Here is a 21,596-nt window from a genome sequence, read left to right as displayed (position 1 = left end):
GATCCTCAGAGATCCACCTTGAGGTAGTGCGCCCCTGGAATGGGGTTGTGATAGAACGGCGCCACCTCGACAAAGCCGGCCTCCTGGTAGAGGGCGCGAGCCGTCTCCATGTCGCTGAGTGTGTCGAGCAGCATGGTGGTGTAGCCCGCGAGGTGGGCATCCGTCATGACGCGTTCGACCAGCAGGCGTCCCAGGCCGAAACCGCGGAACGCACGGCGCACGAAGAGCCGTTTCATTTCGCAGGCGTTCAGGTGGTCGGTGTTGGTGAGTGATCGAAACGCGCAACAGCCCGCCGGCTCGCCGCCCACACTGGCCAGAAAAACGGAGCCGTTGGGTGGTGCGTACTCTCCCGGCAGGCCCGCCAGCTCGTCGTCAAATCCCTGAAAGCACAGGTCGATGCCCATGTCGGCCTGGTAGTCGAGAAACAAGGACCTGACCGTGTTCAGGTCGGCGGGAAACTCGGCCAGCCGGAGGGTGACGTCGGCCGTTTCGTGGGATTTCATGCGGGGTGGGTGGGGGTCGGAGCCGGTGCGTTGCCTGGCCGGCCACTATACGACAGGCATGGCGACAGACATGGTTGATGTGGCCCTTAGGAAGCGTTGCCCAGTTGGACCAGCCAGGCCACAGCCCCGCCGCACACCGCGAGCACGGCCAGCGCCAGCAGCCGGGATGCAGCCGAGTCGCGCGCGTGCGGCACGACGAGGCCCGCCGCGAGTTGTTTGTCCCCCACCACCATGGGGCGCACCAGCCCGTCCTGTTTGAACCACTTGTAGAACAGGATGGCCGCCACGTGTAGCACCACCAGCGCGATGACGATGAACTTGCCCACGTTCTTGTGATAGCTGGTGGCGGCAGCCACGGTGTCGCCCGAGACAAAGCGCACCAAGGGGCCGAAGAAGGCAATCTCGTCGTCGCTCATGAGGCCGGTGGCCACCTGCGCCAGCAACACTGCCAACAAGGCAAACACCGACAGCGCGCCCAGCGGCGTGTGCCCCACCCGGTGCTCGGGGCGGGCTCTGCCCTGCAGGTAAGCGATGACTGCCGATGGCGCATACAGAAAGCTGCCGAAGCGCGACCAGTGTCCTCCCACGAAGCCCCAGACCACGCGGAACAGCAACAGGGCCAACACCGCATAGCCCAGGCGCAAGTGCCAGTTCATCCAGTTGCCGCCGATGTTGGCGGTGATCACGAGGCCCACCACGGCCGCTGCCAGCAGCCAGTGAAACAGGCGGGTGGGCAAGTCCCAGACGCGGATGGTTTGCATGGTCGAAAGGAAGGAGTTCAAAGGAGAGTGGAGCCCGGGGACATGCCGACAGTTCCGGCGGAACTTCCGGGGCACCAGCACACTCACGCGCAGGCGGCCACTGTGCTGCCTTGTTTATTCAACCACGCTCAGGAGTGTTCATGAAGATTCTCGCCCCGCTGGCCATGGCCATTGCGATCACCAGTCTGTCTGCGCCGGCTTTGGCCCAGTTCCAGAAGCCCGAGGACGCGGTGAAGTACCGCAAGGCCGCATTCACCGTGATGGCCAGCCACTTCTCTCGCGTGGGCGCCATGGCCAACGGTCGCGTGCCGTTTGATCCGAAGGTGGCTGCCGACAGCGCAGCCATTGTGGAGACCATGAGCAAGCTGCCGTGGGAGGGCTTCGGTCCGGGCACCGACAAGGGCGACACGCGCGCGCTGCCGGCCATCTGGACCGAACAGGCCAAATGGAAAGAAGGCGCCGACAAGTTTCAAGCCGAGGCCACCAAGCTGAGCGCCGCTGCCAAAACCGGCAACCTCGACGCGGTGAAGACCGCCTTTGGCGCTGTGGGCCAGACCTGCAAGGCCTGCCACGACGCTTACCGCAAGGAGTGATGGCGCTCAAGGCGTCGGTCTGAAAGCATAAAAGCCGGGACCCAGGTCCCGGCTTTTTGTTGTGTGACGCTGTGCCGCTTCAGGTCTGGGCCAGCAGTTTTTCGATGAGCTGGTGCAGCGCCGCAAAGTCCGGCTCGCCCACGTAGCGTTTGACGATGCGGCCCTGCTTGTCCACGAGGTAGGTGGTGGGCGTGAGCTTGACGTCGCCCCACTGCCGGGCCACTTCACCCGTGTTGTCCAGCGCCACCTTGAAGGGCAACTGGCGGCTCTGCGCAAAGTTGAGCACCCAGTTGGGCGGGTCGTATTCCATGGCCACGGCCACGGTGTCGAAGCCCTGCCCCTGGTACTTGTGCCAGGTGGCCACGATCTGCGGCATTTCCTTGACGCACGAAACGCAGGTGGTGGCCCAGAAATTCACCAACGTGACCTTGCCCTTGAGGTCGGCCGTGGTGGCCTTGGAGCCGTCGAGCAGCACGAAGGTGGAGTCGGGAGCGGCCTCGCCGCCGGCACAGCCTGCGAGACCCAGCGTGGCGGCCGCACCCAGTGCCGCCATGGCTGCGAGGCTGCGGCGGCGCGAGAGGCCGGGACGGTCGAGTTCGGTCATTGTGTTTTCATTTCCCGGGGGCTACATTGCCCCACGTCGTTCGTTCATCCGCATCCCAGGAGACACCGCATGCAGCGCCGCCAGTTTACCCAGTCCACCGCCGCCATCGGTCTGCTCATCCTCGCTGCCCACCAGCAGGCGCGCGCCTTGTCGCTGGGCGATCTCACCGAAGGCGACGCCAGCAAAGGCATCAAGGTGGCGCTTGAAAAAGGCGCTCTGGCGGCCGTGGCGCTGCTGGGCAAGACCGATGGATTCCTTGGCAATCCAAAAGTTCGGATTCCTTTGCCCGGTTTTCTGGAAGACGCGTCCAAGCTGCTCAAGCTCACCGGCCAGGGCAAGCGTGTGGACGAGCTGGTCACGAGCATGAACCGCGCGGCCGAAGCCGCTGTGCCCATGGGCAAGGACTTGCTGGTGAACGCGGTCAAGTCGATGAGCGTGACGGACGCCAAAAACATCCTGGGAGGTGGCGACAACTCGGTGACGCAGTTCTTTGCGGAGAAAACCCGCTCGCCGCTGAGCGAGAAGTTTCTGCCGGTGGTGACCAAGGCCACCGAAAAAGTGGGCCTGGCCAACCAGTACAACAAGGTCGCGGGCAAGGCTGCGGGCATTGGGTTGGTCAAGTCCGAAGACGCCAACATCCAGAAGTACGTGACCGGCAAGTCGCTCGATGGCCTCTACACCATCATTGGCGAAGAAGAGCGCAAGATCCGCCAGGACCCGGTGGGCACCGGCAGTGCCATCCTCCAGAAGGTGTTTGGCGCGCTCAAGTGAACGCGCTCAGATTTTCTTGAGCTTGCTCCGCGCTTCGACCAAGCGCGCCTGCAGGTACTCGCCAAAAAAATCCGGTACGGCCACGCCCACCAGGCGCTCAGCCAGTTCCTGGCCGTCGGGCCCGAAGAACATCACCGTGGGCGTGAAGCGCGCCTTCCAGGCGCGGGCCTGATCGGCCGGCGTTGTGGTGTCCCCGGCAAAACCCTGCAGGTTGGACTGGCGGTCCTGCACATCGATCTGCACCGCCACCAGCAAGCCCTCGCGGCGCATGGGAGCGAGGTAGTTGTTGCGCACCAGCTCGCAGTACACGCAGCCCTTGAGCGTGGTCATGACCACCAATGGCTCGCCTCGTGCGGCGGCGGCTTGTGCGGCGCCGCGCAGCGAGGCGGGGGTGGGCAAGGCAGGGGCGGCCATCCACAGCCTTTCAGACCGCGCCGCTGCGCTTCAACTCGGCGAGTTGTTCGGGCGTGCTGCCCAGCCAGTCGCCCAGCACCTCGGCGGTGTGCTGGCCCAGCAGGGGTGGTGGCAGGTCGTTGCGCACCGGTGTGGCACTGAGCTTGAGCGGGCTGGCGACCAGATCGACGTCACCCGAGAGCGGGTGCGACCAGCGCTGCACCATGCCGCGCGAGAGCACATGTTCGTCGGCGAACACCTCGGCCAGGTTGTTGATCGGGCCGCAGGGCACCTTGGCGGCTTCCAGCGCGGCGAGCCAGTCGGCCTTGCCGCGGGTCTTGAGGATGGTTTCCAGCAAGGGCACCAGCACGGCGCGGTGACGCACCCGGTTCTGGTTCTGCGCAAAGCGCGCGTCCAGCGCCAGCTCGGGATGGCCTGCCACGGCGCAGAACTTGGCGAACTGGCCGTCGTTGCCCACCGCCAGGATGATGTGTTGCGTCTGGCCCTGCGCGTCGGGCGCCACCTCAAACACCTGGTAGGGCACGATGTTGGCGTGGGCGTTGCCTGCGCGGCCCGGCACCTTGCCGTCGTCGCGGCCGCGCACCAGGTAGTTGGCGCCGAGGTTGGCGAGCATGGCCACTTGTGTGTCGAGCAGGGCCATGTCGATGTGCTGGCCCTCGCCGGTGCGCTCGGCGTGGCGCAGCGCGGCCTGGATGGCCACGGTGGCGTACAGCCCGGTGAACAGGTCGGCCACCGCCACGCCCACTTTCTGTGGGCCGCCGCCGGGCAACTCATCGCGCTCGCCGGTCACGCTCATGAGGCCACCCATGGCCTGCACGGCGAAGTCGTAACCCGCGCGGTCCTTGTAGATGCCGGTCTGGCCGAAGCCGGTGATGGAGCAGTACACCAGCCTGGGATTGATGGCGTGCAGGCTTGCAAAGTCGAGCCCATAACGCGCCATGTCGCCCACCTTGTAGTTCTCCACGAACACATCGGCCTTGGCCGCGAGTTCGCGGATCAGCGCCTGGCCCGCTGGTGTGGCGATGTCGCAGGTGATGGAGCGCTTGTTGCGGTTGGCACCGAGGTAGTAAGCGGCCTCGGCGGTGTCGCTGCCGTCGCGCCCGCGCAGGAAGGGCGGACCCCAGCCGCGCGTGTCGTCGCCGCCGGGGTGGTTGTCACTCGGCGGGCGTTCGACTTTGACGACGTCGGCGCCCAGATCGGCGAGGGTTTGCGTGCACCAGGGGCCGGCGAGCACGCGGGACAAATCGAGGATGCGGATACCATGCAATGCGTTCATGTTTGCCATTTTGCGCGCGCCCGCTGCCACGGCGGTGTCACCACAGTGGCGTCTCCCTTTCCACCCCATGCATTCACCAGCATCCCTCCACGCCGTGCGCCGCCTCGGGCCCATCGGTGTGCTGATGGCCGTCGCATTGACCGCCTGTTATCCCACCTTCAACTGGCGCGAACTGCGCCCCGAAGGCACGCCCCTGCAGGCGCTGCTGCCCTGCAAACCCGAGACCGCCGAACGTTCGGTGCCGCTGGGTGGTGCGCCCACGGTGTTGCACATGCACAGCTGCAAAGCCGGGGGACTCACCTTCGCACTGGCCTGGGCCAATGCGCCCGACGCCACCGCCGCGCCCGCCACGCTGAGCGACTGGCAGCGCGCCTCGCTGGCCGCGATCCGCGTGGACCCGGTCTTGCACACCGACCCGGCCCACCGCTGGAGCGCCACCGTGGCCGGCGCCACGCTTGTGCAAGGCATCACGGCGCAGGGCACCGACCCGCAGGGCCAGGTGGTGCAGGCCCGGACGGTGTATTTCGCGCGTGACGCGCAGGTGTTCCAGGCCGCGATCTATGGCCCGGCCAGCGACGAGGTCAGCGCCACGTTTTTTGGCGGACTGAAGCTGCCATGACCGGCGTGCCGACACACGCCGACCGCGACGCGCTGGGCACGCGCGCGGCGGTCATCGTCTTCCTGACGTTCGCGATCACGTACTTCCTCTCGGCCCTGGTGCGCGCGGTCACGGCCACGCTCTCGCCCACGCTGAGCCTGGAGCTCGACCTGAACGCGGGTGACCTCGGCCTGCTCGCCGGCGGTTACTTCCTCGGCTTTGCGCTCACGCAGTTGCCGCTGGGCAACTGGCTGGACCGACACGGCCCGCGCCAGGTGATCCTGGCCTTCTTGGCGGTGGCCGTGCTCGGTTGCGTGGCGTTTGCGCTGGCCACCAGCTTCTCTGGCCTGCTGGCCGCGCGCGTGCTCACCGGCATGGGCGTGAGCGCCTGCCTCATGGCACCGCTCACCGGTTTTCGCCGCTGGCTTGCGCCCGCCACACAACTGCGCGCGAACTCGTGGATGCTCATGACCGGCTCGCTGGGCATGGTGGCCGCCACCCTGCCGGTGCAATGGCTCATGCCCTACACCGGCTGGCGCGGGTTGTTCTGGCTGCTGGCCGCGCTGATTGCGTTGTCGATGGTGGGTCTGGCGCTCGCGGTGCCGCGCTGGCGGCAGACCAGCCCCCTTCCCACAGAAGAACAGCCGTCCGCCGCCACGGGTTACGGCCTCATCTGGCGCCACCGGTACTTCCGCCAGATGCTGCCGATCGGCTTTGTGAACTACGGCGGCATGGTCGCGATGCAGACCCTGTGGGCCGGGCCGTGGATGGTGAAGGTGGCGGGTTACTCGCCGCAGCAGGCCGCGGCCGGTCTGTTCGGCATCAACCTCTCCATGCTCTGCGCCTTCTGGCTCTGGGGCGTGGTCAATCCGCACCTGGCGCGGCGCGGCCTCAAACCCGAGCGCCTGATCGCCTGGGGCCTGCCGTTGAGCTTTGTGGTGCTGGCATCCATCGTGTGGCGCGGGGCCGGCGCTGGCTGGGAGTGGTGGGCGCTGTTCTGTGTGACCAGCACGTTCGCTTCCCTCTCGCAGCCGGCGGTGGCGCTGGCCTTGCCACCCGAGGCCGCAGGCCGTGCCTTGTCGGCCTACAACCTTGCGATCTTCGGTGGTGTGTTCGGCGTGCAATGGGGCATTGGCCTCTTGATCGAGGCGCTCACCGTGTTCGGCTGGAGCGAGCCTGTTCGCTACCGCGGAGCCATCGCTTTCTTCGGTGTGTGTTGCGTGTTCGCCTACCTCGCTTTCTGGCGCGCCTGGCGAGCCCGCCCCACGGCACAGGCCAGCTAAACTGCGCTCATGAACGGCATCTTCATCATCGCGCACGCACCCCTGGCTTCGGCCTTGCGACAGTGCGTCATGCATGTGTTCCCCGACAGCGCCGAGGCTGTCGCAGCACTCGATGTTCAACCCAACGTACCGCCCGAAGAATCGCTGGCCCAGGCGCGTGCGCTCATGCGCCAGATGCAACTGCCGCAAACCCTGGTGGTGGCCGACGTGTTCGGCGCCACGCCGTGCAACGTGGCGCAGAAACTCATCGACGGCATCAACTCCAAGTTGATCGCCGGCGTGAACCTGCCCATGCTGCTGCGCACCGTGTCGTACCGCCACGAGTCGCTGGATGCGCTGATCTCGCGCGCCATGATCGGTGCCACGCAGGGGGTGATTCAGGTGGCGGTGACCGCTCCGCAAAACCAGGCCAGACGAGCCACCCATGATCAAGACCACCGTGACCATCAGCAATAAGCTGGGGCTGCATGCACGCGCCTCGGCCAAACTCACCAAACTCGCCGGCAGCTTCGCCAGCGACGTGTGGATGTCGCGCGGTGACCGCCGTGTGAATGCCAAAAGCATCATGGGCGTGATGATGCTGGCCGCGGGGTTGGGCAGCACGGTCGAGGTGGAGACCATCGGGGCGGACGAGGCGGTGGCCATGGACGCGCTTGTGGCTCTCATCAACGACAAGTTCGGAGAGGGTGAGTGAGCTTCAGCGTCCACGGTCTCGCCGTCTCCCGGGGCATTGCCATCGGGCGGGCGGTGATCGTGGCGTCGAGCCGGATCGATGTGGCGCACTACTTCGTGCAGGCCGAGCAGGTTCAGGGCGAGATCGAGCGGTTGCGCCATGCGCGCAACGAGGTGGCCGCAGAAATCCTGAAGGTGCAGCAGAGCCTGCATGAGCTGGGCCCCTCGGATGCGCATCCCGAACTCACGGCCCTGCTCGACGTGCACCTCATGCTGCTGCAGGACGAGCAGCTCACCGGTGGCGTCAAGCACTGGATCGTCGAGCGCCACTACAACGCCGAATGGGCGCTCACCACCCAGCTGGAGGTGATCGCGCGCCAGTTCGACGAAATGGAAGACCCCTACCTGCGCGAGCGCAAGGCCGACCTGGAACAGGTGGTCGAGCGCATCCTGCGGGTGATGCGCGGCGTGGCTTCGCCCGTGGGCGCCGGCCAGCCACGCCCCGGGCAAGACAACGCGGTCGACGTGCCGCTGGTGCTGATCGCGCACGACCTCTCGCCGGCCGACATGCTGCAGTTCAAACAGAGCGTGTTCGCCGGCTTCGTCACCGACGTGGGCGGCAAGACCAGCCACACGGCCATCGTCGCGCGCAGCATGGACATCCCGGCCGTGGTCGGTGCGCGCTCGGCCAGCCAGCTGATCGAGCAGGACGACTGGGTCATCATCGACGGCGATGCCGGCGTGGTGGTGGTCGACCCGTCGCCCATCCTGCTGGCCGAATACGGCTTCAAGCAGCGCCAGGGTGAGGTCGAACGCGAGCGCCTCTCGCGCCTGAAGAACACACCCGCCGTCACGCTCGACGGGCAGAAGATCGAGCTGCTGGCCAACATCGAACAACCCGAAGACGCGGTGGGCGCGCTGAAAGCCGGTGCGGTGGGCGTGGGGCTGTTTCGCAGCGAATTTCTCTTCATGGGACGCAACGGCAAGCTGCCCGACGAGGAAGAGCAATACCAGGCCTACAAACGCGCGGTCGAGGGCATGCAGGGCCTGCCGGTGACGATTCGCACGGTGGACGTGGGCGCCGACAAACCGCTGGACCGCGTGGCCCAGCGCGCGGGCGAAGACCACCTCAACCCGGCGCTGGGCCTGCGCGCGATCCGCTGGAGCCTGGCCGACCCGGCCATGTTTCTCGCGCAGTTGCGAGCCATCCTGCGCGCGGCCGCGCACGGGCCGGTGCACCTGCTCATTCCCATGCTCGCGCACGCCAGCGAGATCCGCCAGACGCTGGCGCTGGTGAACCGCGCGCGGGAGCAGTTGGAGGCCTCCGGCGTGCGCCAGGGTGCGGTGAAGCTCGGCGCGATGATCGAGGTGCCTGCAGCGGCGCTCACGATCCCGCTGTTCCTCAAGCACTTCGACTTTCTCTCGATCGGCACCAACGACCTGATCCAGTACACGCTGGCGATCGATCGCGCCGACGAAGCCGTCTCGCACCTCTACGACCCGGTGCACCCCGCCGTGCTGCACCTGCTGGCCAGCACCATCGCACAATGCCAGGCGCTGGGCAAAGGCGTGAGCGTGTGCGGCGAGATGGCGGGCGACGTGGCCATGACGCGCCTGCTGCTGGGCCTGGGCCTGCGCAGTTTTTCCATGCACCCGTCGCAGATCCTGGCGGTCAAGCAGCAGATCCTGCGTTGTGACACGGTGCGTCTGCAGACCTGGGCGCAGACGGTGCTGGCAGCGGAAGATCCAGCCGCGTTGATGACCGACTGAAACTCAGTTGTTCCGGCGCGTGGCGATCACCGCCGCGCCCACGATCATCAAAGCGGCCAGACCGATTTCCAGGCTCGGCATTTCACCCCGCACCAGCAGCAAAGTCAACGTGGACAACAGTGGCGTGAGAAAGCTCAGCACGCCGATCTGCCGCGCATCGCCGCGTTTGAGCGCTGCGTCCCACAGAAAGAACGCACCACCGAGCGGACCCAGGCCGAGCACGGCGATGAGCAGCATGTCCTGGCTTGAGAGCGAGACCGCAGGCTCCAGCAGCGCGTGGCACAGCAACGAGAGCACGCCCGAGAGCAGCGCGAAGCTGCCGATGGCGGCGGTGGGGAAGGCGCGCACACGTTTCGTCATGAGCGAATAGCTGGACCACATGAAGGCCGAGGCCAAGGCCGGGATGTAGCCCCAGGCCCACTGCGTGTCACCCGCTTCGCCTGCCCCGCCGAGGATGGCCAGCGCCGCACCCGCAAAGCCCAGCAAGGCGGCAAAGATGTGGCGACCTGTGAGCGTCATGCCGGGCAGGAAGATCGGCGCCATCACCACGATACCCAGGGGCCAGAGGTAGTTCACCAGGTTGGCCTGCACCGGTGGCGCGTGGCGCAGCGCGATGAAGAGCAGGAAGTGGTAGCCGAACAGGCCGTACACGCCCAGCGCCAGGGTGCTGGCCGGCACGCGCCACTGGCGGAAGTCGAAGCGCGAGAGCGGCAACGCGATCAGGCTGCCGACCAGCAGCGACAGGCCCGTGAGCAGAAAGGGGGGTACGTGTGAGAGGGCCACACCGAGTGCGGCAAGCGAGGCCCACAGCGCGATGGCGCCCAAGGCGAGGAGGTTGGCGTTCATGCGCAGAGGTTACCGCGCCGCAGGATCGTCGCAGGGCTCGCGGCGTCACGCACACGTCATGCGGGCGTCATGCCCGGGTCGCAAAGGCCGCACAACATCGCGGCATGCTCAACGTCGATCTGGTCTGGTTCAACGCGGGTGGCGGTCATCGCGCCGCCGCCGAGGCGCTGTCGCTGGCGATCGAGGCGCAGGGCTTGCCGTGGCGCGTTCGCAAGGTGAACTTCACCGAGGTCATCGATCCGGCGGGCCGCTTTCGCCGGGTCATGGGTTTCGATCCGGAGGACCTCTACAACAAGCGCCTGGCCAGCGGGTTCACGTTGGGGCTTTCGCAAGAACTCAAGCTGTTGCAGCGTGCGATTCGCTGGAGCCATCCGCTGCTGGTGGAGCGCCTGGCCGCGCACTGGCGCGAAACCCGGCCCGACATGGTCGTGTCGCTGATCCCGAACTTCAACCGCGCACTCCACGACAGCCTGGCCCTGGCCCGACCGCAGACGCCGTTTGTCACGGTGTTGACCGACATGGCCGACCACCCGCCTGCGTTCTGGATGGAGCCGGGCACGGGCCAGCACCTTGTGTGTGGCACAGCGCATGCCCAGGAGCAGGCGCTGCAGGCGGGCTGCGGGCCTGCGCAGGTGCACCGTGTCAGCGGCATGCTGTTGCGCCCGGCCTTTCATGCCCCGGCGGCGCTGGACCGCGCCCGGGAGCGCGCCGCGCTGGGACTCGATCCACACCAGCCCGTGGGGCTGGTCATGTTTGGTGGTGCGGGCTCGCGCGTCATGAAGCGCATTGCTGCGGCCTTGCCCGAGGTGCCCTTGATCTTGCTGTGCGGGCGCAACGAGGCGCTGGCACAGTCGCTGCGTGCCTTGCCGTCGGTGGCGCCGCGCGTGGTGGTGGGCTACACGCCGGACGTGGCGCACTGGATGCATCTGGCCGATTTTTTCGTCGGCAAGCCGGGGCCTGGTGCCATCAGCGAAGCGGTGCAGATGGGTCTGCCGGTCATCGTCACACGCAACGCCTGGACCATGCCGCAGGAGCGCTGGAACACCGGTTGGGTACGCGAGCAGGGTGTGGGCGTGACGCTGCGCAGCTTCGGCCAGATCGATGTGGCGGTGGGTCGGCTGTTGCCACGGCTCGACGAATTCAAACGGCGCGCCGCTGCGGTGGAAAACCACGCCGCGATGGAGGTGCCGCAGCGGCTGGCGGCCATCCTGCAGGCGCGCCTCGCGGCGGTGGCCGATCGGGCGCGATGGGTCGAGCCCGCGTTGTCATTCGATTGACGCCGAGACTTCACGCAGGCGTCGCAAGCGATCTTCAAACTGGATGCCCATGCGACGTGACCTCCTCCCCCTGCTGAGCTCTGCGGACCCGATGGACTCCGATGCGGACGCACCCGGCGGGCTGCGTGTGCGCACCGTGTGGATATCCGATCTGCACCTGGGCACACCAGGCTGCCAGGCGACGCCGCTGCTCGATTTCCTCAAGCGCGTGGAGTGCGACACGCTGTATCTGGTGGGTGACATCATCGACGGCTGGCAGCTCAGGCGGCAGTGGTACTGGCCTCAGACCCACAACGACGTGGTGCAGAAGCTGTTGCGCAAGGCGCGCAAAGGCACGCGCGTGGTGTTTGTGCCCGGCAACCACGACGAGTTCGCGCGCAAGTACCTGGGCCACAACTTCGGGGGCGTCGAAGTGGTGGATGAAGCGATTCACCAGACCGCCGACGGGCGCCTGTTGTGGGTCACGCACGGCGACTACTTCGACGGCGTGATCCAGTGCGCGAAATGGCTGGCCCACGTGGGCGACTGGGCTTACGAGCTCACCCTGCGCATCAACCGACACCTCAACTCGACCCGCGCCCGTCTGGGCCTGCCGTACTGGAGCCTGTCGCGCTACCTCAAGCTCAAGGTCAAGCGCGCGGTGAGCTACGTGGGGGACTTCGAGGTGGCGGTGGCGCGCGAGGCGCGTGAGCGCGGCGTGCACGGTGTCGTGTGCGGACACATCCACCACGCCGAGATCCGCACCATCGACGGCATCCTGTATTGCAACGACGGTGATTGGGTGGAGAGCCTCACCGCGCTGGTGGAGCACGCCGATGGCCGGCTTGAAATCCTGGACTGGTCGGGTCGATCCGGTCAGTCCGATGCCGGGCACTCGATGGCGCAGCCCGGGTTGTTTCCTGCGGCGGTCTGAACCGGATCAGGCCGTGGGATTGAGCACGTCGTGCGCTTGCTGGTCGGCGTGGTACGAGCTGCGCACCATGGCGCCCACGGCTGCATGGCTGAAGCCCATCTTGTAGGCCTCGGCTTCAAACATCTTGAAGGTGTCGGGGTGCACGTAGCGGCGCACCGGCAGGTGGTGGCCGCTGGGTGCGAGGTACTGGCCGATGGTGAGCATGTCGATGTTGTGCGCGCGCATGTCGCGCATGACGGCCAGAATTTCTTCGTCGGTCTCGCCCAGGCCAACCATCAGGCCGCTCTTGGTCGGCACATGCGGGAACAGGGCCTTGAACTTCTTGAGCAGGTTCAGGCTGAACTGGTAGTCCGATCCCGGGCGCGCTTCCTTGTACAGGCGCGGCACGGTCTCCATGTTGTGGTTCATCACGTCGGGTGGCGCGGCCTTGAGGATCTCGAGCGCGCGGTCGTCGCGGCCACGAAAGTCGGGCACCAGCACCTCGATCTGCGTCTGCGGTGAGAGTGCGCGGGTCTTCTCGATGCAGGCGACGAAGTGACCGGCGCCACCGTCGCGCAGGTCGTCGCGGTCCACGCTGGTGATCACCACGTATTTCAGCTTGAGCTGCGCGATGGTTTTGGCCAGATTGTCGGGTTCGTTCACGTCCAGCGGATCGGGGCGGCCGTGGCCCACGTCGCAGAACGGGCAGCGCCGTGTGCACTTGTCGCCCATGATCATGAAGGTAGCCGTGCCCTTGCCGAAGCACTCACCGATGTTGGGGCAGCTCGCCTCTTCGCACACCGTCACCAGCTTGTTGGCGCGCAGGATGTCCTTGATCTCGTAGAAGCGCGTGGTGGGACTGCCGGCCTTCACGCGGATCCACTCGGGCTTCTTCAGCACCTCGGCCGGCACGACCTTGATGGGGATGCGTGCGGTCTTGGCCTGGCTCTTCTGCTTGGCGGTGGCGTCGTAGCTGGCAGCGGGCTGAGCCTCGCGCACGGTGGTGACGGCGGCGGTTTCGAGAGCAGGGGAGTTGGTGCGGTTCATGGCGGCGGCGCGGGTGGCGCTTGGAGTCAGGGCGAGAGGGAGGCGCCGAGCTTCTGGCTCAACACGTGTGCGGCTTCGTCCCATGAAACCGCGACCCCGATTGTAGAAAGGTCCACCGTTTGCAGGCCGGTGTAGCCACACGGGTTGATGCGCTGGAAGGGTTGCAGGTCCATCGCCACGTTGAGCGCCACACCGTGGTAGGTGCAATGGCGGCTGACCTTGATGCCGAGTGCGGCGATCTTGCCCAGGCCGGTGAAGTCGGGGGGCGGCAGCGGCTCGCCAGGATTTCTCTTCTGCGGGCGCTGCGGCAGCAGGGCGTGGCTGAACGGATCGTCCAGCCGCACGTAAATGCCGGGCGCACCGGCCACGCGGTGACCGGTGACCTGGAACGCGGCCAGCGTGCGGATCACGGCTTCTTCGACCCGGTAGACGTATTCCTTGACGTAGTAGCCTGCGCGTTGCAAGTCGATCAACGGATACGCCACCAACTGGCCAGGGCCGTGGTAAGTCACCTGACCACCCCGGTTGGTCTGCACCACCGGGATGTTGCCCGGGGCGAGCAGGTGGTCTTCGCGACCGGCCAGGCCCTGGGTGAAGACGGGCGGGTGCTCGCAGATCCAGAGTTCGTCGGGCGTGTCTGCCGTGCGCTCCGACGTGAAGGCCTGCATGGCCTCGTAGGTGGTGTCGTAAGCCACCAGGCCCAGGTCTCGAATGTTCACAGGACGATTTTGACCATGGGGTGGGTGGTCAGCGTGCGGTAGAGCTCGTCGAGTTGTTCGCGGCTGGTCACGTGCACGGTCAGCGTCAGGCCCATGTAGTTGCCCGCCTTGCTCGGACGCTGCTCCACGGTACCGACATCAAAGGTGGCATCGAACGCGCGGGCCACGTGCACCATGGCGTCGACGAAGCCCTCCACGTTTGCGCCCATCACCTTGATGGGAAATTGTGTCGGGTACTCGATCAGCGATTGTTCGGGCGGGATGTCGCGGGGTTGTTCCATGGGGCTTCTCCGGTTCAGGTCGACAAGGCGGCCACGGCTTGCTGGTAGGCCGCGTACAGGCGTTGGTAAATGGGGCCGGGGGCGCCTTGCCCGACGGGCTGGCCATCGAGACGGGTGATGGGCAGCACCTCTTTGGTGGCGGATGACAGCAGCAGTTCGTCGGCTTCCAGCACATCGGCCCGCGTGATGGGGCGCAGTTCGAACCGCAGGCCCTGCGTCCGGCAGAGTTCTTCAATCAGCCCGAAGCGGATGCCTTCCAGCACCAGGTTGTCTTTGGGTGGCCCCATGACCACGCCGTTCTTGACCACCCACACATTGCTGGAGGCCGCTTCGCTCAGATGCTCGCCACGAAACATCACGGTTTCCACCGCGCCGGCGTCCACGCTGATCTGGCGCGCCAACACCGCGCCCAGCAGGCTGGTGCTTTTGATGTGGGCCTTCTCCCAGCGGAAATCGTCGGCGGTGACGCAGGCCACGCCGTGTTCGCGTTGGGCCGGCGTGGCCAGTTTCATCTCACTCACCATCATGAACACCGTGGGCGCGGTGTCGGCCGGCATGGCGTGGTCCCTCAGCGCCACGCCTCGGGTGACCTGGATGTAGATCAATTGATGGACGGCGCCACGGCTGTCTCGCAGCGAGAGCGCCAGGCGCTGCGCGATCGCCCACCACTCGGCGCGAGACAGGGGGTTCCTGATGCGCAGCTCGGTCAGCGACCGGTCCAGGCGCGCCATGTGCTGGTCAAAACGGAACGCCACACCGCCGTAACACGGCAGTACCTCGTACACGCCATCGCCAAAAATGAAGCCACGGTCCAGCACGCTGACCTGGGCGTTGCGCAGCTCGGTGAATGCGCCGTTGAGGTAACAGAGGGTGTCGGGCAGATCGGGGGAGGAGCCCCAGTTCGCAGCGGTCATGAAACGATTATCGGCGGCGGTGGCAACAGCAGACGCACAAGCTGCACTCAGCCTTGACGGAGCCATGGGGTTTCTACGTATAATCAGCGGCTTTGCGAATGTCGCCCAACCGTAACCTGTCTGTAACCATCCATGTCGACAATGCAACGCGTCGACCCGGAGTCGCAGAACCAGGCTGATGGGTCAGATGGTGAGCAAGAGATTGAATTCAAGCAACTGACGCGAGAAGAAGCGCAGCAGTGGCGAGCCAGCCAGCCGCGCATTTCCTTGTGGCGTCTGGTGGGTGTGCAGTTGTTGGTGGGCTTGTCCGCTGGCGCCTTGGCCTGGTTGCTCACGCAATCGAGTTCGGTCGCCTGGTCGGTCCTCTACGGCGCAGTGGCAGTGGTGTTGCCGTCGGCCTTGATGGTCTACGGTTTGACGTCCAGCGCATTGAGTCGCCTGTTGGCGGGCTATGCGCAAGCGGCATTCGCCGGGTTTTTGTTGTGGGAGGGGGTCAAGATTTTGCTGGTGGTTGCCATGTTGTGGTCGGCCCCCTGGATCGTCCCCGAGCTGAATTGGCTGGGCCTGTTGGCCGGTCTGGTGTTGGTTCTCAAGGTGTACTGGTTTGGATTCTGGATCCAGGCCCGGCGCGCAAATCTAAACGGTTGAATTTCCGACAAATCGGTGCAAACGAACATGGCAACTGAAGGCAGCGCTCTGACCCCCGGCGAATACATCCGCCATCACCTGGTTCATCTGACGAACAAGAAGCAAGAGTCGATCGTCGACTTTTCGATCATCAACGTTGATTCGGTGATCGTCAGTTCCCTACTGGGTATCCTGATTTGTTTCGTGCTGTGGCTTGCCGCCCGCAAATCCACCGCAGGCGTGCCCGGCCGGTTTCAGGCCGCTGTGGAAATGCTGGTCGAGATGGTCGACAGCCAGGCCAAGGCCGTCATCCACAACGCCCACAGCCGCAAGCTGGTCGCCCCTCTGGCGCTGACCGTGTTTGTCTGGATTTTCATGATGAACTTCATGGACATGATCCCGGTGGACCTGCTGCCCTCCATCTGGCACGCTGCCGGCCCGGCCATGGGTTACCCCGATTACTTGCGCGTCGTGCCCACCGCCGACCTCTCCACCACGCTCGGCCTGTCCGTGTCCGTACTGTTGATGTGCCTGTTCTACAACATCAAGATCAAGGGCATCGGCGGCTGGACGCACGAGCTTGTGACCGCGCCCTTTGGCACCAGCAAGAACCCCATCTGGGCGCTGCTGCTGGGTGTGATCAACTTCCTGATGCAGATGATCGAGTTCGTGGCCAAGACGGTCTCCCACGGCATGCGGTTGTTCGGAAACATGTTCGCGGGTGAGCTGGTCTTCATGCTGATTGCGTTGCTGGGTGGTTTTGCCTCCCTCTCGCTCGGTGGTGGACTCTTCTTCGTCGGACATGTGATCGCAGGCACGGTTTGGACCTTGTTCCACATCCTGGTCATCACCTTGCAGGCGTTCATTTTCATGATGCTGGCCCTGATTTACCTCGGGCAGGCGCATGACGCTCACTGAGTTGCGCGGCCTGTCCTCGCTCTGAGTTCTCGTTTCTCTCTTTCCTTTTTTCAACTTTCGTTCATCTCATAGGAGTCATCATGGAAAACGTTCTGGGTCTTGTCGCACTGGCTTGCGGTCTCATCGTCGGTCTGGGCGCCATCGGCGCATCCATCGGCATCGCGCTTATGGGCGGCAAATTTCTGGAAGCGTCGGCTCGCCAGCCCGAGCTGATGAACGACCTGCAAACCAAGATGTTCATCTTGGCCGGTCTGATCGACGCGGCCTTCCTGATCGGCGTGGCCATCGCCCTCCTGTTCGCATTCGCCAACCCCTTCACGCTGGCTTGATGGGATTTGCTGCCACGCGCAGCAAGGCCCTGCGGGGCGGGCCACTGCGGCCCGCAACCCGGTTCCTTGCTGATCTCGCAGCGGTCTCATTGCCCCATTTGTCAACACACAGAAAGGCGTTGCGATGAACATCAATGCAACCCTCTTTGCGCAGGCCATCGTCTTTGCGATCCTGGTGTGGTTCACGATGAAATTCGTGTGGCCCCCGATTGCCAAGGCGCTCGATGAGCGTGCGTTGAAGATTTCCGAGGGTCTGGCGGCTTCCGAAAAAGCCAAGTCCGAATTGGCCGTGGCCAACAAGCGTGTGGAAGAAGAGTTGGGCAAATCGCGCAACGAAGCTGCCACCCGTCTGGCCGACGCCGAGCGCCGTGCACAAACCGTGATCGAAGAGGCCAAGGCGCGTGCGACCGATGAAGCCAACAAGATTGTGGCCGCCGCTCACCTGGAAGCCGAACAACAGATCGTCAAGGCCCGCGAAGCCCTGCGCGAGCAAGTGGCTGCGCTGGCTGTCAAGGGCGCCGAGCAGATCCTCAAGCGCGAAGTCAACGCCGGCGTTCACGCCGAGTTGCTGGGCCGCCTGAAGACCGAGCTCTGATCCCCCGACACGGCACCAAAGGACAACCATGGCCGAAATCGCCACCATTGCCCGCCCTTACGCGGAAGCGCTGTTCCAGGCCTCTGGCACTGGCGCGGCAGGCACCGCCGCCTGGCTCGACGAGCTGGCGTCGGTGGCTGCCGATGAACAGCTTCGCCTGTACGCCGACAACCCCAGGACCACACCCGAACAGGTGTTCAACCTGGTCACCGGTGTGATCAAGACGGGCCTGCCCGCGATGGCGCAGAACTTCCTGCGCACCGTGATCGACAATGGCCGCCTGGCCGCGCTGCCTGAAATCGCGGACCAGTTCCGTGCTTTGAAGAACGCGCAGCAAGGCGCCTTCGATGCCGTGGTCTACAGCGCCTTTGCGATCGACAGCGCTGCGTTGGCCGATCTCTCCGGCGTGCTGGAAAAGCGCTTTGCCCGCAAGCTCAACCTGCAGGTAGAACTGCAGCCCGAGTTGATCGGTGGCATTCGCGTGGTGGTGGGCGACGAAGTGCTCGACACCTCGATCAAAGCCCGCCTGGAACACATGAAAACCGCCTTGACTGCGGCCTGACCGCTGTCACCCCGCGCCCGCCTGCTCACCATTTAACGAAAGAAGGAAAGAGTCATGCAACTCAATCCCGCTGAAATCTCCGAACTGATCAAGTCCCGCATCGAGGGACTGGGCACATCGACCGATGTGCGCAACCAGGGCACCGTGGTGTCGGTGACCGACGGCATCGTCCGCGTCCACGGCCTGTCCGACGTGATGCAGGGCGAGATGCTGGAATTCCCGGCCAACAAGGATGGCGTGCCTTCCTTCGGCCTGGCGCTGAACCTGGAGCGCGACTCCGTGGGCGCCGTGATTCTGGGTGAGTACGAGCACATCTCCGAAGGCGAAACCGTCAAGTGCACGGGCCGCATTCTGGAAGTGCCGGTGGGTCCCGAGCTGATTGGCCGCGTGGTCAACGCCCTGGGTGCTCCCATCGACGGCAAAGGCCCGGTCAACGCCAAGATGACCGACGTGATCGAGAAGGTTGCGCCCGGCGTGATCGCCCGCAAATCGGTGGACCAGCCGGTGCAGACCGGCCTGAAGTCGATCGACTCGATGGTGCCCGTGGGCCGTGGTCAGCGCGAGCTGATCATCGGCGACCGCCAGACCGGCAAGACGGCGGTTGCGATCGACGCGATCATCAACCAGAAGGGTCAGAACATGACCTGCGTTTACGTCGCGATCGGCCAGAAAGCCTCGTCGATCAAAAACGTGGTGCGTGCCCTGGAGCAGGCTGGTGCGATGGAGTACACCATCGTCGTGGCCGCCTCGGCTTCCGAATCCGCTGCCATGCAGTACCTGTCGGCCTACTCCGGCTGCACCATGGGCGAGTACTTCCGCGACCGTGGCCAGGATGCCCTGATCGTGTATGACGACCTGTCCAAGCAGGCCGTGGCTTACCGCCAGGTTTCGCTGCTGCTGCGCCGCCCGCCAGGTCGCGAAGCCTACCCTGGCGATGTGTTCTATCTCCACAGCCGTCTGCTCGAGCGCGCCGCTCGCGTGAACGCCGACTACGTCGAAGCCTTCACCAAGGGTGAAGTCAAAGGCAAGACCGGTTCGCTGACCGCACTGCCCATCATCGAAACGCAGGCCGGCGACGTGTCTGCTTTCGTGCCCACGAACGTGATCTCGATCACCGACGGCCAGATCTTCCTGGAAACCAGCCTGTTCAACGCCGGTATCCGCCCCGCCATCAACGCCGGTATCTCGGTGTCGCGCGTCGGTGGTGCTGCCCAGACCAAGCTGATCAAGAGCCTGTCCGGTGGTATCCGTACCGACCTGGCCCAGTACCGTGAACTGGCTGCGTTCGCTCAGTTCGCATCCGACCTGGACGAAGCCACCCGCAAGCAGCTCGACCGCGGTGCCCGCGTGACCGAACTGCTCAAGCAGGCCCAGTACAGCCCCCAGTCGATCGGTCTGATGGCGTCCACGCTGTTCGCCGTGAACAAGGGTTACCTGGATGACATCGAAGTCAAGAAGGTGCTTTCGTTCGAAAACGGCATGCACGCTTTCCTCAAGGACAAGCACGCAGCGCTGCTGGCCAAGCTGGAAAACGACAAGGCCATGGACAAGGACGCTGAAGCCCAACTGGCAGCCGCCATCGCCGACTTCAAGAAAACCGGCACCTACTGATCCGGCCCATTGACTTCTTAGAGGAAACACAATGGCAGCAGGCAAGGAAATACGCGGCAAGATCAAATCGGTGGAGAACACCAAGAAGATCACCAAAGCCATGGAAATGGTCGCCGCCTCCAAAATGCGCAAGGCGCAGGAACGCATGCGTGCGGCCCGGCCTTATGCGGAGAAAGTGCGCCAGATCACCGGCAACCTGAGCCGCGCCAACCCCGAGTACACGCACCCCTTCATGCAGACCAACGACGCCAAGGTCGCGGGTTTTGTGGTGGTGACGACCGACAAGGGTCTGTGCGGCGGTTTGAACACCAACGTGCTGCGCGCGGTGACGACCCAGCTCAAGGACCTGCAGGCGCAGGGCCAGACGGCTGAAGTGGTGGCCATCGGCAACAAGGGCCTGGCGTTCATGAACCGCATCGGTGCCAAGGTGGTGTCCAGTGTGACGGGTTTGGGCGACACGCCGCACCTGGACAAGCTGATCGGCCCGGTGAAAACCTTGCTGGATGCGTACACCGAAGGACGCGTCAACGCTGTCTACGTCTGCTACACCAAGTTCATCAACACGATGAAGCAGGAGTCGGTGGTCGAGAAGCTGTTGCCTCTCAACGCCGGTGAACTGCAGGACAACGCAGGTGGTCGTGACTGGGACTACATCTACGAACCCGATGCACCGGCCGTCATTGACGAGCTTTTGTTGCGCTACGTGGAAGCCCAGGTCTACCAGGCCGTGGCCGAAAACATGGCGTCCGAGCAGTCCGCGCGCATGGTGGCCATGAAAGCCGCCACCGACAACGCCGGCAGCGTCATCAGCGAACTCAAGCTGGTCTACAACAAGACCCGTCAGGCTGCGATCACGAAAGAGCTTTCGGAAATCGTCGCCGGCGCCGCAGCGGTCTGAAGCAGCCGTTCAACAGAATCCAGAGAATTTAAAAGGTATCCATCATGTCTCAAGTACAAGGCAAGATTGTTCAGTGCATTGGCGCCGTGGTCGACGTCGAATTTCCGCGCAACCAGATGCCGCGCGTTTACGACGCCCTGAAAATGGAAGGCTCCGCGCTGACGCTGGAAGTCCAGCAGCAGCTCGGTGACGGCGTGGTCCGCACCATTGCGCTGGGTTCCTCCGACGGCCTGCGCCGCGGCATGGTGGTGAGCAACACCGCTGAACCCATCATGGTGCCCGTGGGCAAGGCCACGCTGGGCCGCATCATGGACGTGCTCGGCGCGCCCATCGACGAGCGCGGCCCGGTGGACCAGGCGCTGACCGCCTCCATCCACCGCAAGGCCCCGGCTTATGACGAGCTGTCGCCTTCGCAAGAACTGCTGGAAACCGGCATCAAGGTGATCGACCTGATCTGCCCGTTCGCCAAGGGTGGCAAGGTGGGTCTGTTCGGTGGCGCCGGTGTGGGCAAGACCGTGAACATGATGGAACTCATCAACAACATCGCCAAGGCCCACAGCGGTCTGTCGGTGTTCGCCGGTGTGGGTGAGCGCACCCGCGAAGGCAACGACTTCTATCACGAGATGGCCGACTCCGGCGTCGTGAATCTGGAGAACCTGGGCGAGTCCAAAGTGGCCATGGTGTACGGCCAGATGAACGAGCCTCCAGGCAACCGTCTGCGCGTGGCCCTGACCGGCCTGACCATCGCCGAGTCGTTCCGCGACGAAGGCCGTGACGTGCTGTTCTTCGTGGACAACATCTACCGCTACACGCTGGCCGGTACCGAAGTGTCCGC

Annotated in this window: 26 protein-coding genes and 1 pseudogene; 17 read left to right on the top strand and 10 right to left on the bottom strand. The window is 64.8% G+C overall.

Annotated elements, in window-relative coordinates:
• Positions 1-5: 5 nt before the first annotated feature.
• Positions 6-503, bottom strand: a complete 498-nt coding sequence (locus ACN4F8_RS14385; RefSeq protein ID WP_419474232.1) for a GNAT family N-acetyltransferase — start codon at positions 501-503, stop codon at positions 6-8.
• An 86-nt stretch (positions 504-589) separates the two neighbouring features.
• Positions 590-1,264 carry a cytochrome b/b6 domain-containing protein gene (locus tag ACN4F8_RS14380; RefSeq protein WP_419474231.1) on the bottom strand — a complete coding sequence of 225 codons (675 nt, stop codon included), beginning with the start codon at positions 1,262-1,264 and terminating at the stop codon, positions 590-592.
• A gap of 140 nt (positions 1,265-1,404) precedes the next feature.
• On the opposite strand from ACN4F8_RS14380, the gene ACN4F8_RS14375 reads away from it, so the two are divergent.
• Positions 1,405-1,857: a c-type cytochrome gene (locus tag ACN4F8_RS14375; RefSeq protein ID WP_419474230.1), complete on the top strand. Its 453-nt coding sequence runs from the start codon at positions 1,405-1,407 to the stop codon at positions 1,855-1,857.
• 79 nt (positions 1,858-1,936) lie between these two features.
• Here the strand turns inward: ACN4F8_RS14375 and ACN4F8_RS14370 are convergent, their stop codons facing one another.
• Entirely contained in the window at positions 1,937-2,461 is a 525-nt protein-coding gene (locus ACN4F8_RS14370; RefSeq protein WP_419474229.1) for a TlpA family protein disulfide reductase, read from the bottom strand.
• Between the two features lie 69 nt (positions 2,462-2,530).
• Here ACN4F8_RS14370 and ACN4F8_RS14365 point away from each other — a divergent pair, with 69 nt between their 5' ends.
• A complete protein-coding gene (locus tag ACN4F8_RS14365) occupies positions 2,531-3,232 on the top strand; it encodes a DUF4197 domain-containing protein (protein WP_419474228.1) in 702 nt (233 codons plus the stop codon).
• A 6-nt stretch (positions 3,233-3,238) separates the two neighbouring features.
• Here the strand turns inward: ACN4F8_RS14365 and ACN4F8_RS14360 are convergent, their stop codons facing one another.
• Both ACN4F8_RS14360 and ACN4F8_RS14355 read right to left on the bottom strand, forming a co-directional pair.
• Positions 3,239-3,646 (bottom strand): thioredoxin fold domain-containing protein, encoded by a 408-nt coding sequence (locus tag ACN4F8_RS14360; RefSeq protein WP_419474227.1) that lies wholly within the window; start codon positions 3,644-3,646, stop codon positions 3,239-3,241.
• Between the two features lie 10 nt (positions 3,647-3,656).
• Positions 3,657-4,922: a CaiB/BaiF CoA transferase family protein gene (locus tag ACN4F8_RS14355; RefSeq protein WP_419474226.1), complete on the bottom strand. Its 1,266-nt coding sequence runs from the start codon at positions 4,920-4,922 to the stop codon at positions 3,657-3,659.
• 67 nt (positions 4,923-4,989) lie between these two features.
• Here ACN4F8_RS14355 and ACN4F8_RS14350 point away from each other — a divergent pair, with 67 nt between their 5' ends.
• From ACN4F8_RS14350 to ptsP, 5 genes are read left to right on the top strand one after another with little or no spacing between them, the layout of a single operon-like run.
• Positions 4,990-5,541 carry a hypothetical protein gene (locus tag ACN4F8_RS14350; protein WP_419474225.1) on the top strand — a complete coding sequence of 184 codons (552 nt, stop codon included), beginning with the start codon at positions 4,990-4,992 and terminating at the stop codon, positions 5,539-5,541.
• Positions 5,538-6,803 (top strand): MFS transporter, encoded by a 1,266-nt coding sequence (locus ACN4F8_RS14345; RefSeq protein ID WP_419474224.1) that lies wholly within the window; start codon positions 5,538-5,540, stop codon positions 6,801-6,803. The genes ACN4F8_RS14350 and ACN4F8_RS14345 overlap by 4 nt, the downstream gene beginning before the upstream one ends.
• Before the next feature lie 9 nt (positions 6,804-6,812).
• The gene (locus tag ACN4F8_RS14340) at positions 6,813-7,259 is read left to right on the top strand and encodes a PTS sugar transporter subunit IIA (RefSeq protein ID WP_419474223.1); all 447 of its coding nucleotides are present in this window, start codon (positions 6,813-6,815) and stop codon (positions 7,257-7,259) included.
• Positions 7,228-7,497 (top strand): HPr family phosphocarrier protein, encoded by a 270-nt coding sequence (locus ACN4F8_RS14335; protein ID WP_159608366.1) that lies wholly within the window; start codon positions 7,228-7,230, stop codon positions 7,495-7,497. The genes ACN4F8_RS14340 and ACN4F8_RS14335 overlap by 32 nt, the downstream gene beginning before the upstream one ends.
• Positions 7,494-9,245: a phosphoenolpyruvate--protein phosphotransferase gene (ptsP, locus tag ACN4F8_RS14330; RefSeq protein WP_419474222.1), complete on the top strand. Its 1,752-nt coding sequence runs from the start codon at positions 7,494-7,496 to the stop codon at positions 9,243-9,245. Before ACN4F8_RS14335 ends, ptsP begins: the two co-directional genes overlap by 4 nt.
• A 3-nt stretch (positions 9,246-9,248) precedes the next feature.
• Here the strand turns inward: ptsP and ACN4F8_RS14325 are convergent, their stop codons facing one another.
• Positions 9,249-10,091, bottom strand: coding sequence for a DMT family transporter (locus ACN4F8_RS14325; protein ID WP_419474221.1), 843 nt, complete (start codon positions 10,089-10,091; stop codon positions 9,249-9,251).
• A gap of 104 nt (positions 10,092-10,195) precedes the next feature.
• On the opposite strand from ACN4F8_RS14325, the gene ACN4F8_RS14320 reads away from it, so the two are divergent.
• Together ACN4F8_RS14320 and ACN4F8_RS14315 are read left to right on the top strand one after the other, a co-directional pair.
• Entirely contained in the window at positions 10,196-11,368 is a 1,173-nt protein-coding gene (locus ACN4F8_RS14320) for a galactosyldiacylglycerol synthase (RefSeq protein WP_419474220.1), read from the top strand.
• Positions 11,369-11,459: 91 nt separating this feature from the next.
• Positions 11,460-12,281: a UDP-2,3-diacylglucosamine diphosphatase gene (locus tag ACN4F8_RS14315; protein WP_419474236.1), complete on the top strand. Its 822-nt coding sequence runs from the start codon at positions 11,460-11,462 to the stop codon at positions 12,279-12,281.
• Positions 12,282-12,287: 6 nt separating this feature from the next.
• On the opposite strand, the gene lipA is transcribed toward ACN4F8_RS14315, so the two are convergent.
• Genes lipA through ACN4F8_RS14295 form a run of 4 tightly spaced genes read right to left on the bottom strand, consistent with a single transcriptional unit; the run spans position 12,288 to position 15,221 of the window.
• Positions 12,288-13,307, bottom strand: coding sequence for a lipoyl synthase (gene lipA / locus ACN4F8_RS14310; protein WP_419474219.1), 1,020 nt, complete (start codon positions 13,305-13,307; stop codon positions 12,288-12,290).
• A 26-nt stretch (positions 13,308-13,333) separates the two neighbouring features.
• On the bottom strand, positions 13,334-14,026 hold the full coding sequence (gene lipB / locus ACN4F8_RS14305) for a lipoyl(octanoyl) transferase LipB (protein WP_419474218.1): 693 nt from the start codon (positions 14,024-14,026) through the stop codon (positions 13,334-13,336).
• Positions 14,023-14,307: a DUF493 family protein gene (locus ACN4F8_RS14300; RefSeq protein WP_419474217.1), complete on the bottom strand. Its 285-nt coding sequence runs from the start codon at positions 14,305-14,307 to the stop codon at positions 14,023-14,025. Before ACN4F8_RS14300 ends, lipB begins: the two co-directional genes overlap by 4 nt.
• Positions 14,308-14,321: 14 nt before the next feature.
• Positions 14,322-15,221, bottom strand: coding sequence for an aminotransferase class IV (locus tag ACN4F8_RS14295; protein WP_419474216.1), 900 nt, complete (start codon positions 15,219-15,221; stop codon positions 14,322-14,324).
• Between the two features lie 132 nt (positions 15,222-15,353).
• Between ACN4F8_RS14295 and ACN4F8_RS14290 the strand changes: the two genes are divergently transcribed.
• The 8 genes and pseudogenes from ACN4F8_RS14290 to ACN4F8_RS14255 form a co-directional block, all read left to right on the top strand.
• The gene (locus ACN4F8_RS14290; RefSeq protein WP_419474215.1) at positions 15,354-15,869 is read left to right on the top strand and encodes an ATP synthase subunit I; all 516 of its coding nucleotides are present in this window, start codon (positions 15,354-15,356) and stop codon (positions 15,867-15,869) included.
• A gap of 27 nt (positions 15,870-15,896) precedes the next feature.
• Positions 15,897-16,766: a F0F1 ATP synthase subunit A gene (atpB, locus tag ACN4F8_RS14285; protein WP_419474214.1), complete on the top strand. Its 870-nt coding sequence runs from the start codon at positions 15,897-15,899 to the stop codon at positions 16,764-16,766.
• Between the two features lie 80 nt (positions 16,767-16,846).
• Entirely contained in the window at positions 16,847-17,095 is a 249-nt protein-coding gene (atpE, locus tag ACN4F8_RS14280; protein WP_069048607.1) for a F0F1 ATP synthase subunit C, read from the top strand.
• Between the two features lie 124 nt (positions 17,096-17,219).
• A complete protein-coding gene (locus tag ACN4F8_RS14275; protein WP_419474213.1) occupies positions 17,220-17,690 on the top strand; it encodes a F0F1 ATP synthase subunit B in 471 nt (156 codons plus the stop codon).
• A 28-nt stretch (positions 17,691-17,718) separates the two neighbouring features.
• A complete protein-coding gene (locus ACN4F8_RS14270) occupies positions 17,719-18,252 on the top strand; it encodes a F0F1 ATP synthase subunit delta (protein WP_419474212.1) in 534 nt (177 codons plus the stop codon).
• Between the two features lie 54 nt (positions 18,253-18,306).
• Positions 18,307-19,863 carry a F0F1 ATP synthase subunit alpha gene (gene atpA, locus ACN4F8_RS14265; RefSeq protein ID WP_419474211.1) on the top strand — a complete coding sequence of 519 codons (1,557 nt, stop codon included), beginning with the start codon at positions 18,307-18,309 and terminating at the stop codon, positions 19,861-19,863.
• 31 nt (positions 19,864-19,894) lie between these two features.
• On the top strand, positions 19,895-20,761 hold the full coding sequence (gene atpG / locus ACN4F8_RS14260) for a F0F1 ATP synthase subunit gamma (protein ID WP_300716783.1): 867 nt from the start codon (positions 19,895-19,897) through the stop codon (positions 20,759-20,761).
• Positions 20,762-20,805: 44 nt separating this feature from the next.
• Positions 20,806-21,596 (top strand): annotated as a pseudogene (locus tag ACN4F8_RS14255) (F0F1 ATP synthase subunit beta); the annotation flags it as partial.

The organism is Hydrogenophaga sp. (assembly GCF_048549895.1).
GTDB lineage: Bacteria > Pseudomonadota > Gammaproteobacteria > Burkholderiales > Burkholderiaceae_C > Hydrogenophaga.
This window is presented reverse-complemented; position numbering and strand designations above follow the sequence as displayed.